The following is a 15,969-nucleotide window of genomic DNA, read 5'->3' as shown; positions in this document are numbered from 1 at the left end:
CCCCTTATTTTTCCAAAGTAAGTCTTTTTTTAGTAGATTTCTCAAACTCTGTAATGAGAGTTTTTCTATCGTTGTTTTTCAATGCCTCTTTTATTATATCCAATCTTTCTTGAAATTCCTCGATTCTATCTATAAGATTTTCTCTGTTTTCCAAAAAAAGTTCGCTCCAAAGATCACCATTTATCATGGCTATTCTGGTAAGTTCTCTGTAGGAATCCCCTGTAAAATTATATGTATCGGGATCCTTATCACTGTTTACAAGTGCTACTGCTATCGCATGAGTCAGCTGACTTGTAAAAGCTATCATCTCATCGTGCCTTTCTGGAGTCAAATAACTAATTTTTTTAAATCCCAGTTCTATTCCTATATCCTCTAAAAGCTTTAGAGCAGACGGACTGTTTTCTTCTGTAGGTGTTATTATATAATTTGCTCCCTTAAAAATATTGGGATCAGAATATTCTGCACCAATTTTTTCACGACCGGCCATTGGGTGAACTCCTACAAATTCAACATCAGTGGGAAGCAGTCGCTGCATTTTTGCAACGACCTCTTTTTTTACCCCGCTCACATCTGTTACTATTGTACCTTTTTTAAATTTATCTATATATTTTTCAGTAAGGCTTATCATGGTTTTGGGATATACAGAAAAAAGTACAATTTTGCATTTTTCTAGTACCTCTCCCATGTCAGAAAAACCCTTTGAAATAAGTTTATTTTTTTCACAGTAGTTTATGGCATCCTGATCTATGTCAACTCCATAAACCTCATGACCATTATCAAGAAGTCCCTTTGATACAGATGCTCCTATCAACCCTAGACCTACGACTGCTATCTTCATAGCTATTATTCCCCTGTGCTTCTCAGTGCTGTAACTAAGCTGTTTACAGATTTCATCAATTTGTCAAACGCCTTTGGCTCTAGAGACTGGGCTCCGTCACAAAGAGCATTTTCTGGATCGTTGTGAACCTCTATCATCAGACCGTCTGCTCCAACTGCTGCAGCTGCAAGAGCAAGGTCTTTTACCATCCATCTTTTTCCTGTAGCATGACTAGGGTCTACGATTACAGGAAGGTGACTAAGTTTTTTAACAGCTAGCACTGCACTTAGGTCAAGGGTATTTCTAGTGTATTTTTCAAAGGTTCTTATTCCTCTTTCACAAAGAATTACATTTTCATTTCCTCCAGCCATTATGTATTCAGCTGACATTAACCATTCTTCAATAGTCGCAGACATACCTCTTTTTAAGAGAATAGGCGTATCGATTTTTCCAAGTTCCTTTAGAAGGTCAAAGTTTTGCATATTTCTTGCCCCCACCTGTATTACATCAACCTCTTCTGCAAATTTTGCAACATGAGAAGGAGACATTATCTCTGTAACTATCGGAAGACCAGTTTCTTTTCTAGCTTCTTTCAGAAGTTCTAGTCCTTCCATTTCAAGACCTTGGAAAGCGTAAGGTGATGTTCTAGGTTTAAATGCTCCACCCCTTAAAATTTGTGCTCCTGATTTTTGTACCGAGTTGGCTACCTCTAAAATCTGTTCTCTAGTTTCTACAGAACAAGGTCCTGCCATTACTGTAAATGTTCCTCCACCTATTTTTACTCCAGATACGTCGATTACTGTATCTTCACTTTTCATTAATCTATTGGCTTTTTTGAAAGGGTCCTGGATTCTTGTTACTTTATCTACTCCACTTAGAGCCTCTATATCTTTTACATCTATTACAGAAGTGTCCCCTACCACTCCTACTACTTTAAATTCTGAGCTAGAAGCATCCTTTACCTCTAAACCTTTCTTTTGTAAGAATTCCACTAAATGTAGCAACTCCTTTTCTCCTGAATCTTTTCTCATTTTGATTACCATGCTATTTTCCCCCTTGAATTTTTTTAAAATTTTATAGATAAAAAAAACCCCACAGGTTTGCACCTATGGGGTTTATGTTTCTCCTTTTATTACCGCCCTGATACAAATCCAATTTTTATTTTATATTTTATAATACAAAATGGATTTGTTCTGGCATATACACCAACTACAAATCCTAATTTCTAAAATAATAATAAAAATACCAGTTCGTTAAATTTTGACTTGCCATGAAGACCACCTGTCCCTTTTCGATAATAAGAAGTTTTAAATTAAAGTAATAGTACCATTCTACGGGTATTTTTTCAACGTTTTTTTTATATATTATTTTTTTACATATAGATGATCCCAATAAAATATAGACAAAATTAAACACTTTTTTCTTTTTTTATGTTTTAACTTTTCAAAATAAGTGAGTGGCGGTATAAGGTTCAGTATAGTAAAATATAAATATATGATGAAATTTAAGGAGGAATCCAACATGAAAAAAGTTTATCTTTTACTTGCTGAAGGTTTTGAAACTATAGAGGCCCTTGCACCTGTAGATGTCCTGAGGAGATGCGGTATAGAGGTTGTCACCCTTTCTGTAGGTGATTCAAAAAGAGTTGTCTCATCACAGAATATACCTGTAGAAGCCGATAAACTCCTTTCTTCTGAAGATTATTTAGACGGAGATATGCTCATACTTCCAGGAGGATCTCCTGGATATGAAAACTTAGGTAAATCTTCTAAAGTCATTGAGCTTTCAAAAGAATATTTAAATTCTTCTGAAAAATTTTTAGGTGCTATCTGCGCAGCACCATCAGTTTTAGAGAATGCAGGACTGCTAAAAGGAAAGAAAATTATATGTCATTACGGAGTTAAGGATCTTATAAAAGACGGTATCTTGGGAAACGAAAAAGTTATTCTAGATGGAAATCTTGTTACTGCAAGTGGTGCAGGTTTAGGCATAGATTTTGGACTGAAGCTTGCAGAGGTTTTGGTGGGGCCAGAAAAGGTAGAAGAGGTAAAAAAGAAGATGACTATAATATAAAATATAGGCTCCCTAGGGAGCCTATATTTTATTAAAGTTTTCCTATGAGGTCTAAGTTTGGTTTCAGAGTTTCTTCTCCAGGTTTCCATTTTGCAGGACAAACCTGATCACCATGAGCCGCTACAAACTGAGCTGCCTGAACCTTTCTCAACAACTCATCAGCATCTCTTCCTATTCCTAGATCATGGACTTCATATGCCTTTATCTCTCTCTCTGGATTGACTATAAATGTACCCCTTAAAGCCAGACCGGCATCTTCTATCATGACACCAAACTGTCTAGAAAGAGCCCCTGTAGGGTCAGAAAGCATAGGAAACTTAATTTTTTTTATAGTATCCGAAGCATCATGCCAGGCCTTATGCACAAAATGGGTGTCTGTTGATACAGAATATAGCTCTGCTCCCAGTTCTCTGAATTTTTCATAATTATCTGCAAGGTCTCCTAATTCAGTAGGGCATACAAATGTAAAATCTGCAGGATAAAAGAAAAACACCGACCATTGTCCTTTTAATACCTGATCGCTTATCTCTTTAAATTTACCATCGTGAAAAGCCTGGACTTTAAAATCTTCTATCTTTTTGCCTATCAGTGACATAATGAAACCTCCTTTTCATTGTTTTCATTTTTGTAATAATAACTAAATGAATTATACATTTCTTTACTTACTTTGTCAAGAAAGTTGAAATTCAAAAACCAGCTCCTTTAAATAGGAACTGGCTCTGATTTTTTTTACTTCCTTTATTTCTTAAGCATTTGGAGTATTTCATCTATTTTTTTTGCACCAAAGGTCACTTCACTGTCATTTATAATTATGGCCGGAACACTCATTATGTTATATTTTGATCGGATATCTGCAAACTGCAGAACATCTATCATCTCAGCCTCTATATTCTCATTTTCAATGGCCAGCCTCTGAGCAGCTATAACTGCATCTGGGCAGTGATGACAGGTAAGGGATACCCCCACCTTTATATTTACCTTTTGGTCTATCTCTTTTATTTTTTCTAAAATATCCACACTAATAACCTGTCCTGGACCTGCTAAGTTATAAACTGCCATAACAAATGAATTGAGTTCGTGCCCTCCAGGAATACCATGGAATTTAACACCCCTATACCTCCCCTCGCTATCTAGCAGGGCAACTACAGGATATTTATCTGCATTTATTTTTTCCTCTATCTCAGGATTTTCTCCTTTTTTATAAACCTCAAGTTCCAGTTTATCACCCAATTGGACTATTTCTTCAAGAACTTCCTTTAGCTCCAATGATTTTTTTACACTTTCATCCACAATAGTAACAAAAATTACTTCTTTTTCCATTTTTTCAAATACTTCTCTCAACTGATAAGCTATTTCACCTTTTAAAAAGCCGAGTTTTTTATTTTTCACTGCTTCTTTTTCAACCTGGGCCTTTGGCTTGGATTTTTCATCCTGAGATTCACCGGATTTTCTTTTAAGTTCCGAAACATATCTTTCTGCTGCTGTAGCTGCTATGGCCCCGTCAGCAACAGCCGTAACTACCTGTCTAAGCATTTTTGGCCGAAGATCTCCAGCTGCATAGACTCCCTCTATATCTGTTTTCATAGTTTCATCTGTAGGGATATATCCCTTATCGTCCATCTTTACATGACCATTAAATTTTTCTGTGATAGGTTCATATCCTATAAAAACAAATATACCAAAATTTTCCCCAGACTTATATTCCCAGGTTTCTTTTGTGACGTTATTTCTAAACTTGGCGTAATTTACCATCTCGTCGCCAGAAGCTTCTATTATTTCAGTGTTAAATATAACCTCTATTTTATTGTTTTCCAAAACCCTTTCGGCTATAGCTTTTGCACAGGTAAATTCAGGCTCTCTGGCAATAACAGTAACTTTTTTTGCAAATCTAGTGAGATATATAGCTTCCTCAGCAGCTGCATAACCTGCCCCTATAACAAATACTTCTAAGTCTGTGAAAAATTCTCCGTCACATGTTGCACAGTAAGCAACTCCTCTTCCTGTATATTTTTCTTCCCCTGGAAAGCCTAATTTTTTTGGTCTGGCTCCGGTGGATATTATCACTGCTCTTCCCCTATACTCTCCGCTGCTTGTTTTTACTTTTTTTATCTCTTGAGAAAAATCCACTTCTAATATATCTCCGGTTATAAACTCCGTACCAAAGTCCTCTGCCTGATTTCTCATTACATCAGAAATTTCAGGCCCTTTGGCATTTTTCACACCTGGATAATTATCAATATCAGAAGTGGTAGCAGCCTGTCCTCCGGCAATACCCTTTTCAATTATAACAGTATCTAGTCTGGCTCTCCCTGCATATAGTCCCGACGAAAGACCGGCAGGGCCTCCGCCTAATATTATAAGATCATATATTTTTTCCATATCATACCTCATTTATTATTTTTTTAGATCAGCTTTTTCTATTAACATCTTTCTAAAGTTTCTCAGGATAACCTCTTTTTTTCAAAATGTTCTTTTAAATAAATTTTAAGTTCCTTTTCTGATAAAGGCTTACTATAGTAATACCCTTGTATATTGACACACCCTATACTCTGAAGATACTTAAGTTGCTCTACAGTCTCTACACCTTCGGCAATGAGATTTACTTTCAGTTTCTGAGCCAAGTAGCTTATGACCTCAGCTATAGAGCCGTTGTCCATTTTTGGGTAATCCTTTATAAACGACCTGTCTATCTTTAGTTTATCAAAATTTAGTTTCTTCAGATAACTCATAGAAGAAAAGCCTGTTCCAAAATCATCTATGGCAACAGTTATACCATAACTTTTAAATTCTTCCAATTTTGTACTGACATATTCATGATCACTTATCAGCGTCCCTTCAGTAAGTTCAACTTCAAATTGATTATGATCAAGTCCGTGGAAATCTAGTATGGCTACTACATCTTCAACAAGAAAATCATTTTTAAAATCATTAGCAGATAAGTTTATGGAAATTTTTATCCCCTTTTGTTCGTGAAGGCCAAGTTTTTTAGTAAGCCTGGCAACCTCTTCTACTACCCACATATCTATTTTATTTATTATACCCTTTTCTTCAGCAAGAGGTATGAACTCCATAGGAGAAACATTTCCCAAGGTCGTGTTATTCCATCGTATCAGTGCCTCCAATCCGTTTATTGTTTCAGTGTTGCTGTCAATCTGAGGCTGAAAGTAAACTTGAAATTCATTGTTTTCAATTGCTGAAACTATGTTTTCCTCTATCTCAAGCTCCCTTCTCACACTTTTTTCGATATTATTGTGATAGATTATATAGTTACGCTCTGGATGAAATTTAAGTGCTCTTATTGAAAACAGAGCCTTTTTCAGCAGTTCTCTAGAGGAATCACCATGTTCCGGGAATATCACCGAGCCCATTTCAAATTCTAAGTGAACACTGATATCTTTTATAGTGATGCTTGATTTCAGCCCCTTAAAAAGTTCAATCATGGATTTGTTGAGAAGAAGTTTATTTGTAGAGGTCTTGCATATAGCTATAAAGGTATCTGTTGATAAATGAGCTATGTTTTCCTTTTCACTGACAATTGATTCTATTTTCCCGATTATATTTTCATAAATAAGATTCAAAAATTCATCAGTGTATTTTATCTCCAAATCATTATAATTTTTAAGTTTTATATATATTAGGCTAAAACCACTGTTATTTTTTATCTCTTCATCTATAAGCTGCCTCATTAGATTTTCATTTGGTAGTTTTGTCTTTGAATGATGAGTTAGTAAGTATTCTATCTCTGCTTCCCTTTGCTTTTCGCTGGTCAGATCTTTTATCACACATACGTAATGCTCTGTATTTTTATTTTTTGGATTTGCCACATTATTTATAGTGAGAATAGCCGGATATTTGGAATTATCTTTTTTCTTGAGCCAGAGTTCCCCTGCCCATTTTTTACCCTTGTTCATTTCTTTCTTTATATCATCATAAATTTCAGGGTGAGTTACATTTAGCTCAAATAAGCTTGTGTCTGACTTTAGAATCTCGTCTTTATCCAAATCTGTAAAATTGAGAAATTCATCATTAAAATCCAGGATATTACCTGCAGAATCCGTTATCAGCACTGCCTCATCTACATAACCTAGTATAAGCTCTGCCATATAAAGCTGATTACTCTCCCTTTTTTTTAGATGAAGGAGTGTGATTATAGTTGCTGACAAAGCCAGTATCCCCAATAATATATATAGTTTTATATTTTTCTTAAATATAAATATATCGGGATAAAGCTTTGGCAGATCTTCTTTTTTAAGAGAGGCCACCACATTCCAGTAGAAATTTTCATTATCAAAATATATATGTCCTTTAAATTCAGGGTCTATTTTTTTAAAATATAAAACTTTATCTTTTGTCTCAAAGTTTTTCTCAGAAGAAGAGTTTATCATTTCCCAGAGTTTAGGAGACTCATTTTCTAGTCTGTAGTTCTTGGCCTCACCTTCAAACATAAATCCAAAATTTTTGCTTTCATCCTTGTTGTATAGGTAATATCCGTTGCTGTCAGTGAGGGATATTTGGATCAATGGGTTATTTATTTTCAGATAATTTCTAAATGTATCCAAAAATTTGAATCCCTTAAAATTGATTATCAGAATACCTATGGTTTTTCCTTTGTTGTTTTCCACAGGTGAGGAAAATCTCATTACAGGAAGATGTGGCATTTCTATCTTTTTATGTTCGATATTGAGATCAAGATTTGAAACATATATATCCGATCCCCCTATACTCATTGTATTTCCAAAATAATAACGCTTTTTTTTTGGACTGAAGCTCATCGTCTGCAATATTTACAATAATACCACTGTCTGTTTCTCTTTCTACTCTGATAACTTCATCTCCTTTTGGATTTATAAATCTCACCTGGAGATAATCTTCTTTATTCAACATATACCTTTCAAAAAGGTGCTGAACCTCTAGTTTATTTTCAAAGTTTTGATTTTTTACATAATTTTGAAACTCATTGGAATTTTTTATAATGTATATGTCTCTGAAGGTCTCTTCAAAAAGATATTGTACTGTATCTTCAAATACATCAGTTTTTCCTGAAAGATTTCCTATCAGATTTGATGTAGATCTTTTTATTTCATAACGATAAATTGATCCGAGTAAAAGACTGGAAATGATTAAAATCGGCAAAGAAATTATAACTATTTGCTTGCTGATTTCTCTCAATATTTTTTTTGACTTTTGTTTTTTTGATTTCATTTGACCCTCCAAGTATCCTGCCCACGAGTAGTTTAGTTAAGTAAGAACATCCCAAGAAGTCAATGATAAAAACAACTCCAATTGGTTTCTAACCATGCTGTATCTTAAAATAATAATATAGTTATACTTAAGTTTTTATAGTTAGTCAAGCACATAACTACGATTTAGTACAAACCCTCTCTTTTTTATCGCCCAGTAAAAAAGCAGTGCCATTTTAGACACTGCTCATTTTTATTATAAATTGGATTTTACCGTCATCTTTGACTCTGATCATTGTTCTGCATTGAAGATTATTTAACAGGATTTTTATCTTATCCCGGTCAATATTTTCTATCTCCATTATTATATGTCCGCCTCTTCCTTCTCGGATAGAAATTTCACCTGAAGCTGAGATCCTTTCTGTTATATGGTAACCCTTTTTTTCCATCTCATGCCTCAAATAATCAATTTTTGACATCTACACCACCTCAAAAATGTATACGTCAAGGTATAGGGCCTTCCTTTTTTTATAAGAAGAATTTCAGCAGTGCCGACGTGAGAATGAGCATAAAGGCTCCACCGATTCTTGATGATATCTGAGCAAATGGCATAAGTTCCATTCTGTCTGAAGCAGAAAGTACCGCCACATCTCCTGTACCACCCATGTTTGCCATACAAAGACCAGCAGTGATAGATCCTTCTATCATATAGAATCCCAATAAGTGTCCTATAATCGCTGTACCGATAACTGCTCCTATTATTGTTGTAAACACAAGTAGTATATAAGTAGGGCTGAATGCTTTTATAACTGCATCAAGACTTGTATATGCCACCCCTATACCTACAAGTAAAGCAGGAGTAAAGTTCTTCATTATAAACTGAAACCATTGTGAAGCACACTGTTCATATTCTCTTTTTATGAGTCCTGTTCCTTTAACTGCAGCTACAGATAAGATCATAAGAGCATACGGATGCAGATTTATATATTTTGCAAGCATTTTTCCGAATATAAAGAAGGTACATGCAAACAACAGTCCTTTTCCCATATTTTCAAAACTGATTTTAAGTTCTGTTTCTTTTTCTTGTCCGCCTATATCGTTGGTCTGGTCTTTTAGAAGTTTTCCGTCTCCACTTAGATTTTTGTTTTTCTTTCCGATTTTACTTAGTATTCCACCTACAACTATTGCCACTGCATTTCCTAAGGCAACAGCTGGAACCATTACAGAAAGAAGTTCTGCAGGGTCTTTACTCATAGCCTGACCAAACATTTGAGCTAGTGGTACTGCACCTGCACCCATACCTCCACCCATAATTGGTATGGCAATGTAGAATACAGCTTTTTTAAATCCGTAACCTAGAAGTGCTCCTGTAACACCTGTTAATAAAATGGCACAAGCCACTCCGCCGATTATAACTGGAAGATATCTAAGAGCCGCTTTAATCAGTAGCTTTCTGTTCATACCTAAAATACTTCCTGTAATAAGGGCAGCTATATAGAAGTTAAGGAATCCTTCACCCTTCATAAATGAGGTCATTATAGTTTTCCCATTTTCCGGAATGACACCATAGGAGATAAGTGCTGCTGAGGCAAATATTATAACAATTGGACCTCCGCCGAAATAGTCTTTCACTATAGGGGTTTTATTCCCTATTTCATTTAAAATTGCTCCTAGTATCATCATCAACGGAAATGCTCCGAGCATCCCCTTAGGTAAAACTCCTAGATATGTCGCTACAAATACGACAATTGTGATTGGGATAAAATACTTCATCTCTATCCCCATAAGTTTGTACTGACTGCTTTGCTCATTTTCTAAAACAGCTGTATTTTGCATATTTCTCCTCCTTTGAAAATTTTATTTGTTATTAATTTTTTGTGCTTTTAGTTCTCATGCCACTTTTTCATAGACACTGTAATCGATATAAGTCCCCCCAAACTTTTTATGATTAAATTTCTTTTTAAAGCAGTAACTTTTGTTCTTTTTGCTACTTTTTCGTTCCTATTAAGGTTATACCATTCATTTTCAGAATAAAAAATAATATTAAACTAATTAAAAGGTTTTTAAAATAAAAAAAGATTGCACTTTTTTTAGCAATCTTTTTTTAATAATTTATATATTCAGTTTATATTTGTACTGGGGCCTTCCTACACTCTTGTAATGAAGTGTACTTTCTACCTTTCCAGTCTCAGTGAGATAATCTAGATATTTTTTCACAGTCACCACACTAGAATCTACTTTTTCGGCAACCTCTTTGGTAGACCATTCTTTTGACCTGTCTTCTTCTAAAATAGATATTATTTTTTTTAAGGTGCTCTCATGTATCCCTTTACATGTAACCACATTTTTCTTGTCTCCCAAAAAAATCTTATCTACATCTTCCTGGGTTAGGGATTCTTTCCCGTAGGTAGTTTCCTTTTTATCTAGATATTTTTTAAAGGAGCTTCTGAGCCTGGCAAAATTAAAAGGTTTTATAAGATAGTCCAGGGCTCCTAACTGAGAAGCCTTCTCTATGTCTTCTAGGTTGCTTGCAGCAGTGACAAATATGGTCTCTATCCATATCTCATTTTCTCTCAGGTTTTTAAGCAGTGTGAGGCCGTCCATTCCTGGAAGGTACATGTCTAGGATGAGAAGGTCTCCCTTTCCCTTAGAAATATATTCATAGGCCGCCTCTCCGTCTCCAAAAGAGGCCTCAACCTTGAATTCCCCGGTGGAAGAGACAAATTTTTCTGTTATCATCTTCACCATGGGATCATCTTCAACTATTATAACTTTTATCATCAATATCTCCTTTGTAGATTCTTATTTTAAATGTCTTTGTTCCCTCTCTTTGATTTACCTGCATCTCTCCTCCGTAGAGGTCTATTTTTTCTTTTACCAGAGCCAACCCAGACCCTCTAGTATTACCATTCTTAGAAGATACTCCCTTTTCAAATATTTTCTCCACATCAAAGGCTATGGGCCTACCTGTATCTAAAACCATTATGAGAATATCATCTTCACTTTCCTTGAGATAGACCTCTATACCGTTTCTCATAGACCTGTCACAGGCTTCTAGTGCATTTTCTATGAGATTCCCCACTATTATTACAAGGTCGCTGGTGCTTATCCTTCCATGATCAGACATTAGATAGGTACCCTTTATCAACTTCAGCTTTACACCTTTTTCCATGGCAGTATTTAGCTTACCAGTCAGAAGAGCTAGTAGTATCGAGTCATTTATATCGGCATTTTCAAATCTCGATGCCCCTACTTCATCTTCTAACTTGCTTATATATTTTATGGCCTCATCTACCTCATTTAATTCTAAGAGTCCTAATATCACATGAAGTTTGTTTTTGAACTCATGGATATTTGCCCTGAGGGAATCTATAAGCTGTGAGAATCCCGTTATTTCTTTCGCTCTTTTATTTACCTCTTCACTGTCCCTCATTGTGAGAACAACCCCTAGAGGAATTTCATCTTTAAAGATCGGTATAGAGTTTATGAAAACCTTTTTTTTCTGAAGATCTATCTCCCTGTCGTATATTCCGTGCTTTTTTTCAATTGTTTCTTCAGCGATTTTCTTTAACTTATCCAGTCTGCTGTCATTTAATATTGATTCGGCTGCTCGGTTCATCCGTGTTATTTTTCCCTTTTGATCTATAGCCACTATACCCTCATGGATGCTTTCAAATATCGTCTTCTTTTCCTCGTATATCTTACCTATCTCATTGGGTTCAAATCCTTTTAGCTCCTTTTTGATGCTTTGAGAAAGTGTCGATGCAGGGATAAAACTCAAAAGTATAACCATAACAAGAGCCGAGGTGAAATAAACTATGACGCCTCGTTTCACCTTTTGGATTTTCCAGTAGAGCTTTCCAACTGTTACAAAGCCTACCTGTTCCCCCCTATACTCTACAGGTTCGAATCTTCTTATAGATATGCCCAAAGTACCCTTGGCCTTGGAAAAATAGCTTTCCCCTGTTTCTATTACTTTTTTTTCATCTCCCCCTACAAAATATTTCCCCACTTTTTCTCTGTTTACGTGGGAAAATCGCTTTCCATACATATCAGCCACAACAATAAGGTCAATTTCCTCTAGGGACTCCATGGTTCTTTCCACATAATTCTGTATTAGGTCAGGATTTTTTTCATAGAGATTCTTCTGAATAAATGGGTCTCTGGCAAAAAGAGAACTGACATTCTTCAGATTCCCCTGCACCTTATCCTCTATAAGTCTAAGTTCCCTTTCGATAAAAAGGCCTGATGTTATAACAAGGCTCAATGTCAACAAGGTCAATATGTAGACTCTTATCCGATTTTCTAGCTTCATATTTATTCTCCTCAGGTTTATAACTGCAATATCCGGTATACGACATTTTTAAGTTTTTTTACTCTGTGACATTATTTACCTATGAATTTCAAAAGAACCCGTCTTTCTCTTCCACCGTCAAACTCACAAAAATAAACTCCCTGCCAGGTTCCCAGTAAAAGTTCACCTTTTTCTACTATAAGAGTGCTTTCTGCACCTATCAAACTGGTTTTTAAGTGAGCATCAGAGTTGCCCTCCATATGTCTGAAGTTAAGATCAGGAACCATCTTATCTAAGGCCCTTATAAGGTCATGCTGCACATCAGGGTCATAGGATTCATTTATGGTGATTCCTCCTGTGGTGTGCATAGAAAAAACCACAAGGATTCCGTCATTCCATCTGTTTTTATACACTGCTTCTTTTATTCTTTTGGTTATATCTACCATCTCACATTTTCCGCTAGTCTTAAGCTCAATAATTTCCATAATCAATTCCCCCAGTTGATTTTTTCGGTCAATCCCAATTAAAACCTAATTTTCAAATAAAATAATTAATTTTTAATAAAATTCAAACTATTCCTAATATCAAGTATAGTATAATTTGACTTAACTTGCTACTTTTAAGAAATCCTCAAAAATAATCGAATCTAAAAAAATATAAGAGTCAATAGCTTTTACCGCTAATAAAAATTGATAAAAAACCTATTGCAAAATAAAACGTAAATGGTTCTGTTTTTAATTCTGCGACACTCTCTCTTTTTCTCTGCTTCCTCTGTGACCAAAATATTTTATCCTTATTCGTGTTAATTTCCCTGTCCTTTATTAGTGTATATTCGTTGAAAAATATTGTTTACCCTTATATCCTGGTAAATTCAGTGATTTACCGGAAGTTCCTTCAAATAGCAAACCTAACTAAGATGTTAAAAATATTGTTTTTTTATCATTCTAAGGTTATTTTTATGTTGACTTGTGGTATTATTGAGTGATTGTAAAAATTAATTTTGTGATTTTTTTGTTATATAATTTATGTAGATAGAAATATAAGTCTTGACCAAAACACTTTTGGAGATGAGTTCCTATGAAAATTAAGAATATCTTGTTCCCTTTTATATTTGGGTTTACTATTATTTTGTTTGCTTCCTGCTTCAAAGAGAAAAAACCCATCAGAATCGCGGCCAACAACTGGCCTTCGTGTGAACTTTGGTATATTGCAGAAGAACAAGGATATTTTGAAGATGTTCCTGTGGAAATAGTAAGATTTACAAAATGGTCAGACTCTATGGCATCACTTTACCTGGGGAAAACCGATCTTGTTCATTCCACATATTTCAATGCTGTATATCACGCAGGAAAAGGTGAAAAGTCAAAGATAATACTCATGACAGAAACCATCTTTGGAAACCAGGGACTGGTTGTCAATAAAGAGATTCAGAGTGCCAGTGACTTAAAGGGGAAAAAAATAGCAGTAGAAATTGATAGAGATGAACACTATTTACTGTACAAGTTCCTCAGAAAGAATAATATGAGTGAAAATGATATTGAGCTTGTCTCTGTTTCCTCCTTTGAAGAAGCCTCAAAACTCTTTATAGATGGAAAAGTAGATGCAGCCGTTACCTATGAACCCTATGTAAGCACTGCAGTTGATAAGGTAAATGGAAATCTACTCATGCAAAGCAACCGAAAGTTGATGTCCACCGATGTGATTTTAGCCAGAGAAAAATCTCTAGACAAAAGGCCTGAGGACTATTCAAAACTGGTAAAGGCCTGGTACAAGGCACAGGAATTTGTGAAAAACAACCCAGAAAAGGGCTATCAAATAATGGCTTCTAAAGAAAAAATTACAGTAAATGAATTCAAAAAATTCTATGAAAAGTTCATATTTTTTTCTATAGATGAAAACATGGAAGAACTTTCTTCTGGAAAAATAGATGAAGAACTGAAAAATTTAAACCAATTTATGATTGAAAGTAAACTAACAAAGAAAAAAATCGACACTAGAAAGCTCTACGACAGCACTGTTGTCAAAATGGTCAAAGGAGATATTTAAATGATCAAGAAAAAACCTGCCGGTATTTGGCAAAAAATTTTAAACTACAAAAAAGAGACTCAGGAGAAACTCGACTTCTACGGAGGTACAGTTTTTTCTTCTATATATATGAAAATATCCCTCGGAATTATAGCTGCCATAATAGTTATCAATTTATCGGCTTTTTCCATGCTGAATAACTATTCAGAAGAATATTTTGAAAATGAATATATCGACAATTTTTCCTCTACTCTGTCAAGCCTCAACTGGTCTACCTCTGTCTTACTAGAAAACTATGATATTGCTACCCTCCAGAGACAGATAGAAGACGCAGGTTCCTATCCAGATATTGATACCATCCGTGTCTATAGCCCTGACCAGACAGTTATCGCCTCAAATTATCAGGAAGAAATCGGAAAAAAAATACCTGAGCCATCAGTGAAAGAGATCATCAATAAAAATAAATTTAGACACATTGACTCTGATTTTAAAGAAGGAAAACTCAACATAGCCATGCCTATAAAGGGGGCTGAGTATAGCCGAATAAACAACTCAGATATAAGTGGGGTATTTTTTTTAAAGTCAAATGTGGACAATGCAATGATAGAGCTCAAAAATTCCAAAATTTATTTTTTGGAAAAAACTGTGGCACTGGGTATCACACTGCTTATTTTTATGATCATTATCCTCACAAAGATTTTGTTTATTCCCATATCAAAAATAAACAGGGCAATAAGTTCAATCTCTAGTGGAAAATTCAACCACAATATCGATTATAATTCTAAAAATGAGATGGGATACCTTATCACCGAGTTCAACTCCATGGCCTACAAACTCCACCAGAGAGACTCACTCTTAAAAGAGCATAACCAGAACCTGGAAAAGAAAGTAGATGAACGTACCAAAGAACTTAAACTCACACAGGAGGTTACTATAAACAGCCTTGCATACTTAGCTGAGATGCGTGACAACGAAACAGGAAACCATATTCTGAGGACCAAAAGATACGTAAAAGCCTTGGCTGAACACTTAAAAGATCATCCTAGATTCAGAGAAGCTCTCACAAACAAAAACATCGAGCTGATTTCAAAGTCTGCTCCTCTTCATGATATAGGTAAGGTGGGTATATCAGATGCCATCCTATTAAAGCCAGGAAGGTATACTGACGAGGAGTTTGAAATAATGAAAAAACACACTATTTATGGAAGAGATGCCATTATCAAATCCGAGAAAAAAAACGGAGTAAACACTTTTTTAAAGTTTGCAGAAGAGATCTCCTACTGCCATCATGAAAAATTTGACGGTTCCGGTTATCCTAAGGGGATCTCCGGGGAAGATATTCCCCTGTCTGCTAGGCTCATGACAATAGCTGATATCTACGATGCCCTTATCAGCAAAAGAGTTTATAAAAAAGCATTCACCCATGAGGAAGCTGTAAAAATAATAACAGAAGGTGATGGCAGAACGTCACCTGAACATTTCGATCCGGACATTCTAAAGGCCTTTACTGATATACAGGATCAATTTCATAAAATATATCTCGAATTAAAAGAGGATTGATATGATTCTACGCAAAGGAG

General features: G+C 35.2%; 14 protein-coding genes. 3 read left to right on the top strand and 11 right to left on the bottom strand.

Features of this window, described 5'->3' with window-relative positions; translation table 11 throughout:
- Positions 1-4: 4 nt before the first annotated feature.
- Together ILYOP_RS12305 and aroF are read right to left on the bottom strand one after the other, a co-directional pair.
- Positions 5-838: a prephenate dehydrogenase gene (locus ILYOP_RS12305; protein WP_013388824.1), complete on the bottom strand. Its 834-nt coding sequence runs from the start codon at positions 836-838 to the stop codon at positions 5-7.
- A 5-nt stretch (positions 839-843) separates the two neighbouring features.
- Positions 844-1,860: a 3-deoxy-7-phosphoheptulonate synthase gene (gene aroF, locus ILYOP_RS12300; RefSeq protein ID WP_013388823.1), complete on the bottom strand. Its 1,017-nt coding sequence runs from the start codon at positions 1,858-1,860 to the stop codon at positions 844-846.
- 478 nt (positions 1,861-2,338) lie between these two features.
- On the opposite strand from aroF, the gene ILYOP_RS12295 reads away from it, so the two are divergent.
- The gene (locus tag ILYOP_RS12295; RefSeq protein WP_013388822.1) at positions 2,339-2,890 is read left to right on the top strand and encodes a DJ-1 family glyoxalase III; all 552 of its coding nucleotides are present in this window, start codon (positions 2,339-2,341) and stop codon (positions 2,888-2,890) included.
- Positions 2,891-2,921: 31 nt separating this feature from the next.
- Here the strand turns inward: ILYOP_RS12295 and ahpC are convergent, their stop codons facing one another.
- From ahpC to ILYOP_RS12250, 9 genes are all read right to left on the bottom strand, one after another.
- Complete coding sequence (gene ahpC, locus ILYOP_RS12290; RefSeq protein WP_013388821.1) at positions 2,922-3,485, bottom strand: alkyl hydroperoxide reductase subunit C; 564 nt, start codon at positions 3,483-3,485, stop codon at positions 2,922-2,924.
- A gap of 143 nt (positions 3,486-3,628) precedes the next feature.
- A complete protein-coding gene (locus tag ILYOP_RS12285) occupies positions 3,629-5,269 on the bottom strand; it encodes an FAD-dependent oxidoreductase (protein ID WP_013388820.1) in 1,641 nt (546 codons plus the stop codon).
- Between the two features lie 62 nt (positions 5,270-5,331).
- The gene (locus ILYOP_RS12280) at positions 5,332-7,617 is read right to left on the bottom strand and encodes a sensor domain-containing protein (protein WP_013388819.1); all 2,286 of its coding nucleotides are present in this window, start codon (positions 7,615-7,617) and stop codon (positions 5,332-5,334) included.
- Positions 7,577-8,092, bottom strand: coding sequence for a hypothetical protein (locus tag ILYOP_RS12275; RefSeq protein WP_013388818.1), 516 nt, complete (start codon positions 8,090-8,092; stop codon positions 7,577-7,579). Before ILYOP_RS12275 ends, ILYOP_RS12280 begins: the two co-directional genes overlap by 41 nt.
- Positions 8,093-8,306: 214 nt before the next feature.
- Positions 8,307-8,549: a hypothetical protein gene (locus ILYOP_RS12270; protein ID WP_041921293.1), complete on the bottom strand. Its 243-nt coding sequence runs from the start codon at positions 8,547-8,549 to the stop codon at positions 8,307-8,309.
- Positions 8,550-8,598: 49 nt separating this feature from the next.
- On the bottom strand, positions 8,599-9,906 hold the full coding sequence (locus ILYOP_RS12265; protein ID WP_013388817.1) for a 2-hydroxycarboxylate transporter family protein: 1,308 nt from the start codon (positions 9,904-9,906) through the stop codon (positions 8,599-8,601).
- Positions 9,907-10,182: 276 nt separating this feature from the next.
- Positions 10,183-10,851 (bottom strand): response regulator, encoded by a 669-nt coding sequence (locus ILYOP_RS12260; protein ID WP_013388816.1) that lies wholly within the window; start codon positions 10,849-10,851, stop codon positions 10,183-10,185.
- Complete coding sequence (locus ILYOP_RS12255) at positions 10,829-12,385, bottom strand: ATP-binding protein (protein WP_013388815.1); 1,557 nt, start codon at positions 12,383-12,385, stop codon at positions 10,829-10,831. The genes ILYOP_RS12260 and ILYOP_RS12255 overlap by 23 nt, the downstream gene beginning before the upstream one ends.
- 71 nt (positions 12,386-12,456) lie before the next feature.
- Positions 12,457-12,849, bottom strand: coding sequence for a secondary thiamine-phosphate synthase enzyme YjbQ (locus ILYOP_RS12250; RefSeq protein ID WP_013388814.1), 393 nt, complete (start codon positions 12,847-12,849; stop codon positions 12,457-12,459).
- 592 nt (positions 12,850-13,441) lie between these two features.
- Between ILYOP_RS12250 and ILYOP_RS12245 the strand changes: the two genes are divergently transcribed.
- Both ILYOP_RS12245 and ILYOP_RS16210 read left to right on the top strand, forming a co-directional pair.
- Positions 13,442-14,410, top strand: coding sequence for an ABC transporter substrate-binding protein (locus ILYOP_RS12245; protein ID WP_013388813.1), 969 nt, complete (start codon positions 13,442-13,444; stop codon positions 14,408-14,410).
- Positions 14,411-15,949, top strand: a complete 1,539-nt coding sequence (locus ILYOP_RS16210) for an HD domain-containing phosphohydrolase (protein WP_013388812.1) — start codon at positions 14,411-14,413, stop codon at positions 15,947-15,949.
- Positions 15,950-15,969: the final 20 nt, after the last annotated feature.

It is taken from the genome of Ilyobacter polytropus DSM 2926, from assembly GCF_000165505.1.
Classification (GTDB): Bacteria; Fusobacteriota; Fusobacteriia; order Fusobacteriales; family Fusobacteriaceae; genus Ilyobacter; species Ilyobacter polytropus.
The sequence above is the reverse complement of the archived record's forward strand: the minus strand, read 5'-3'. Positions and strand labels throughout refer to the sequence as shown.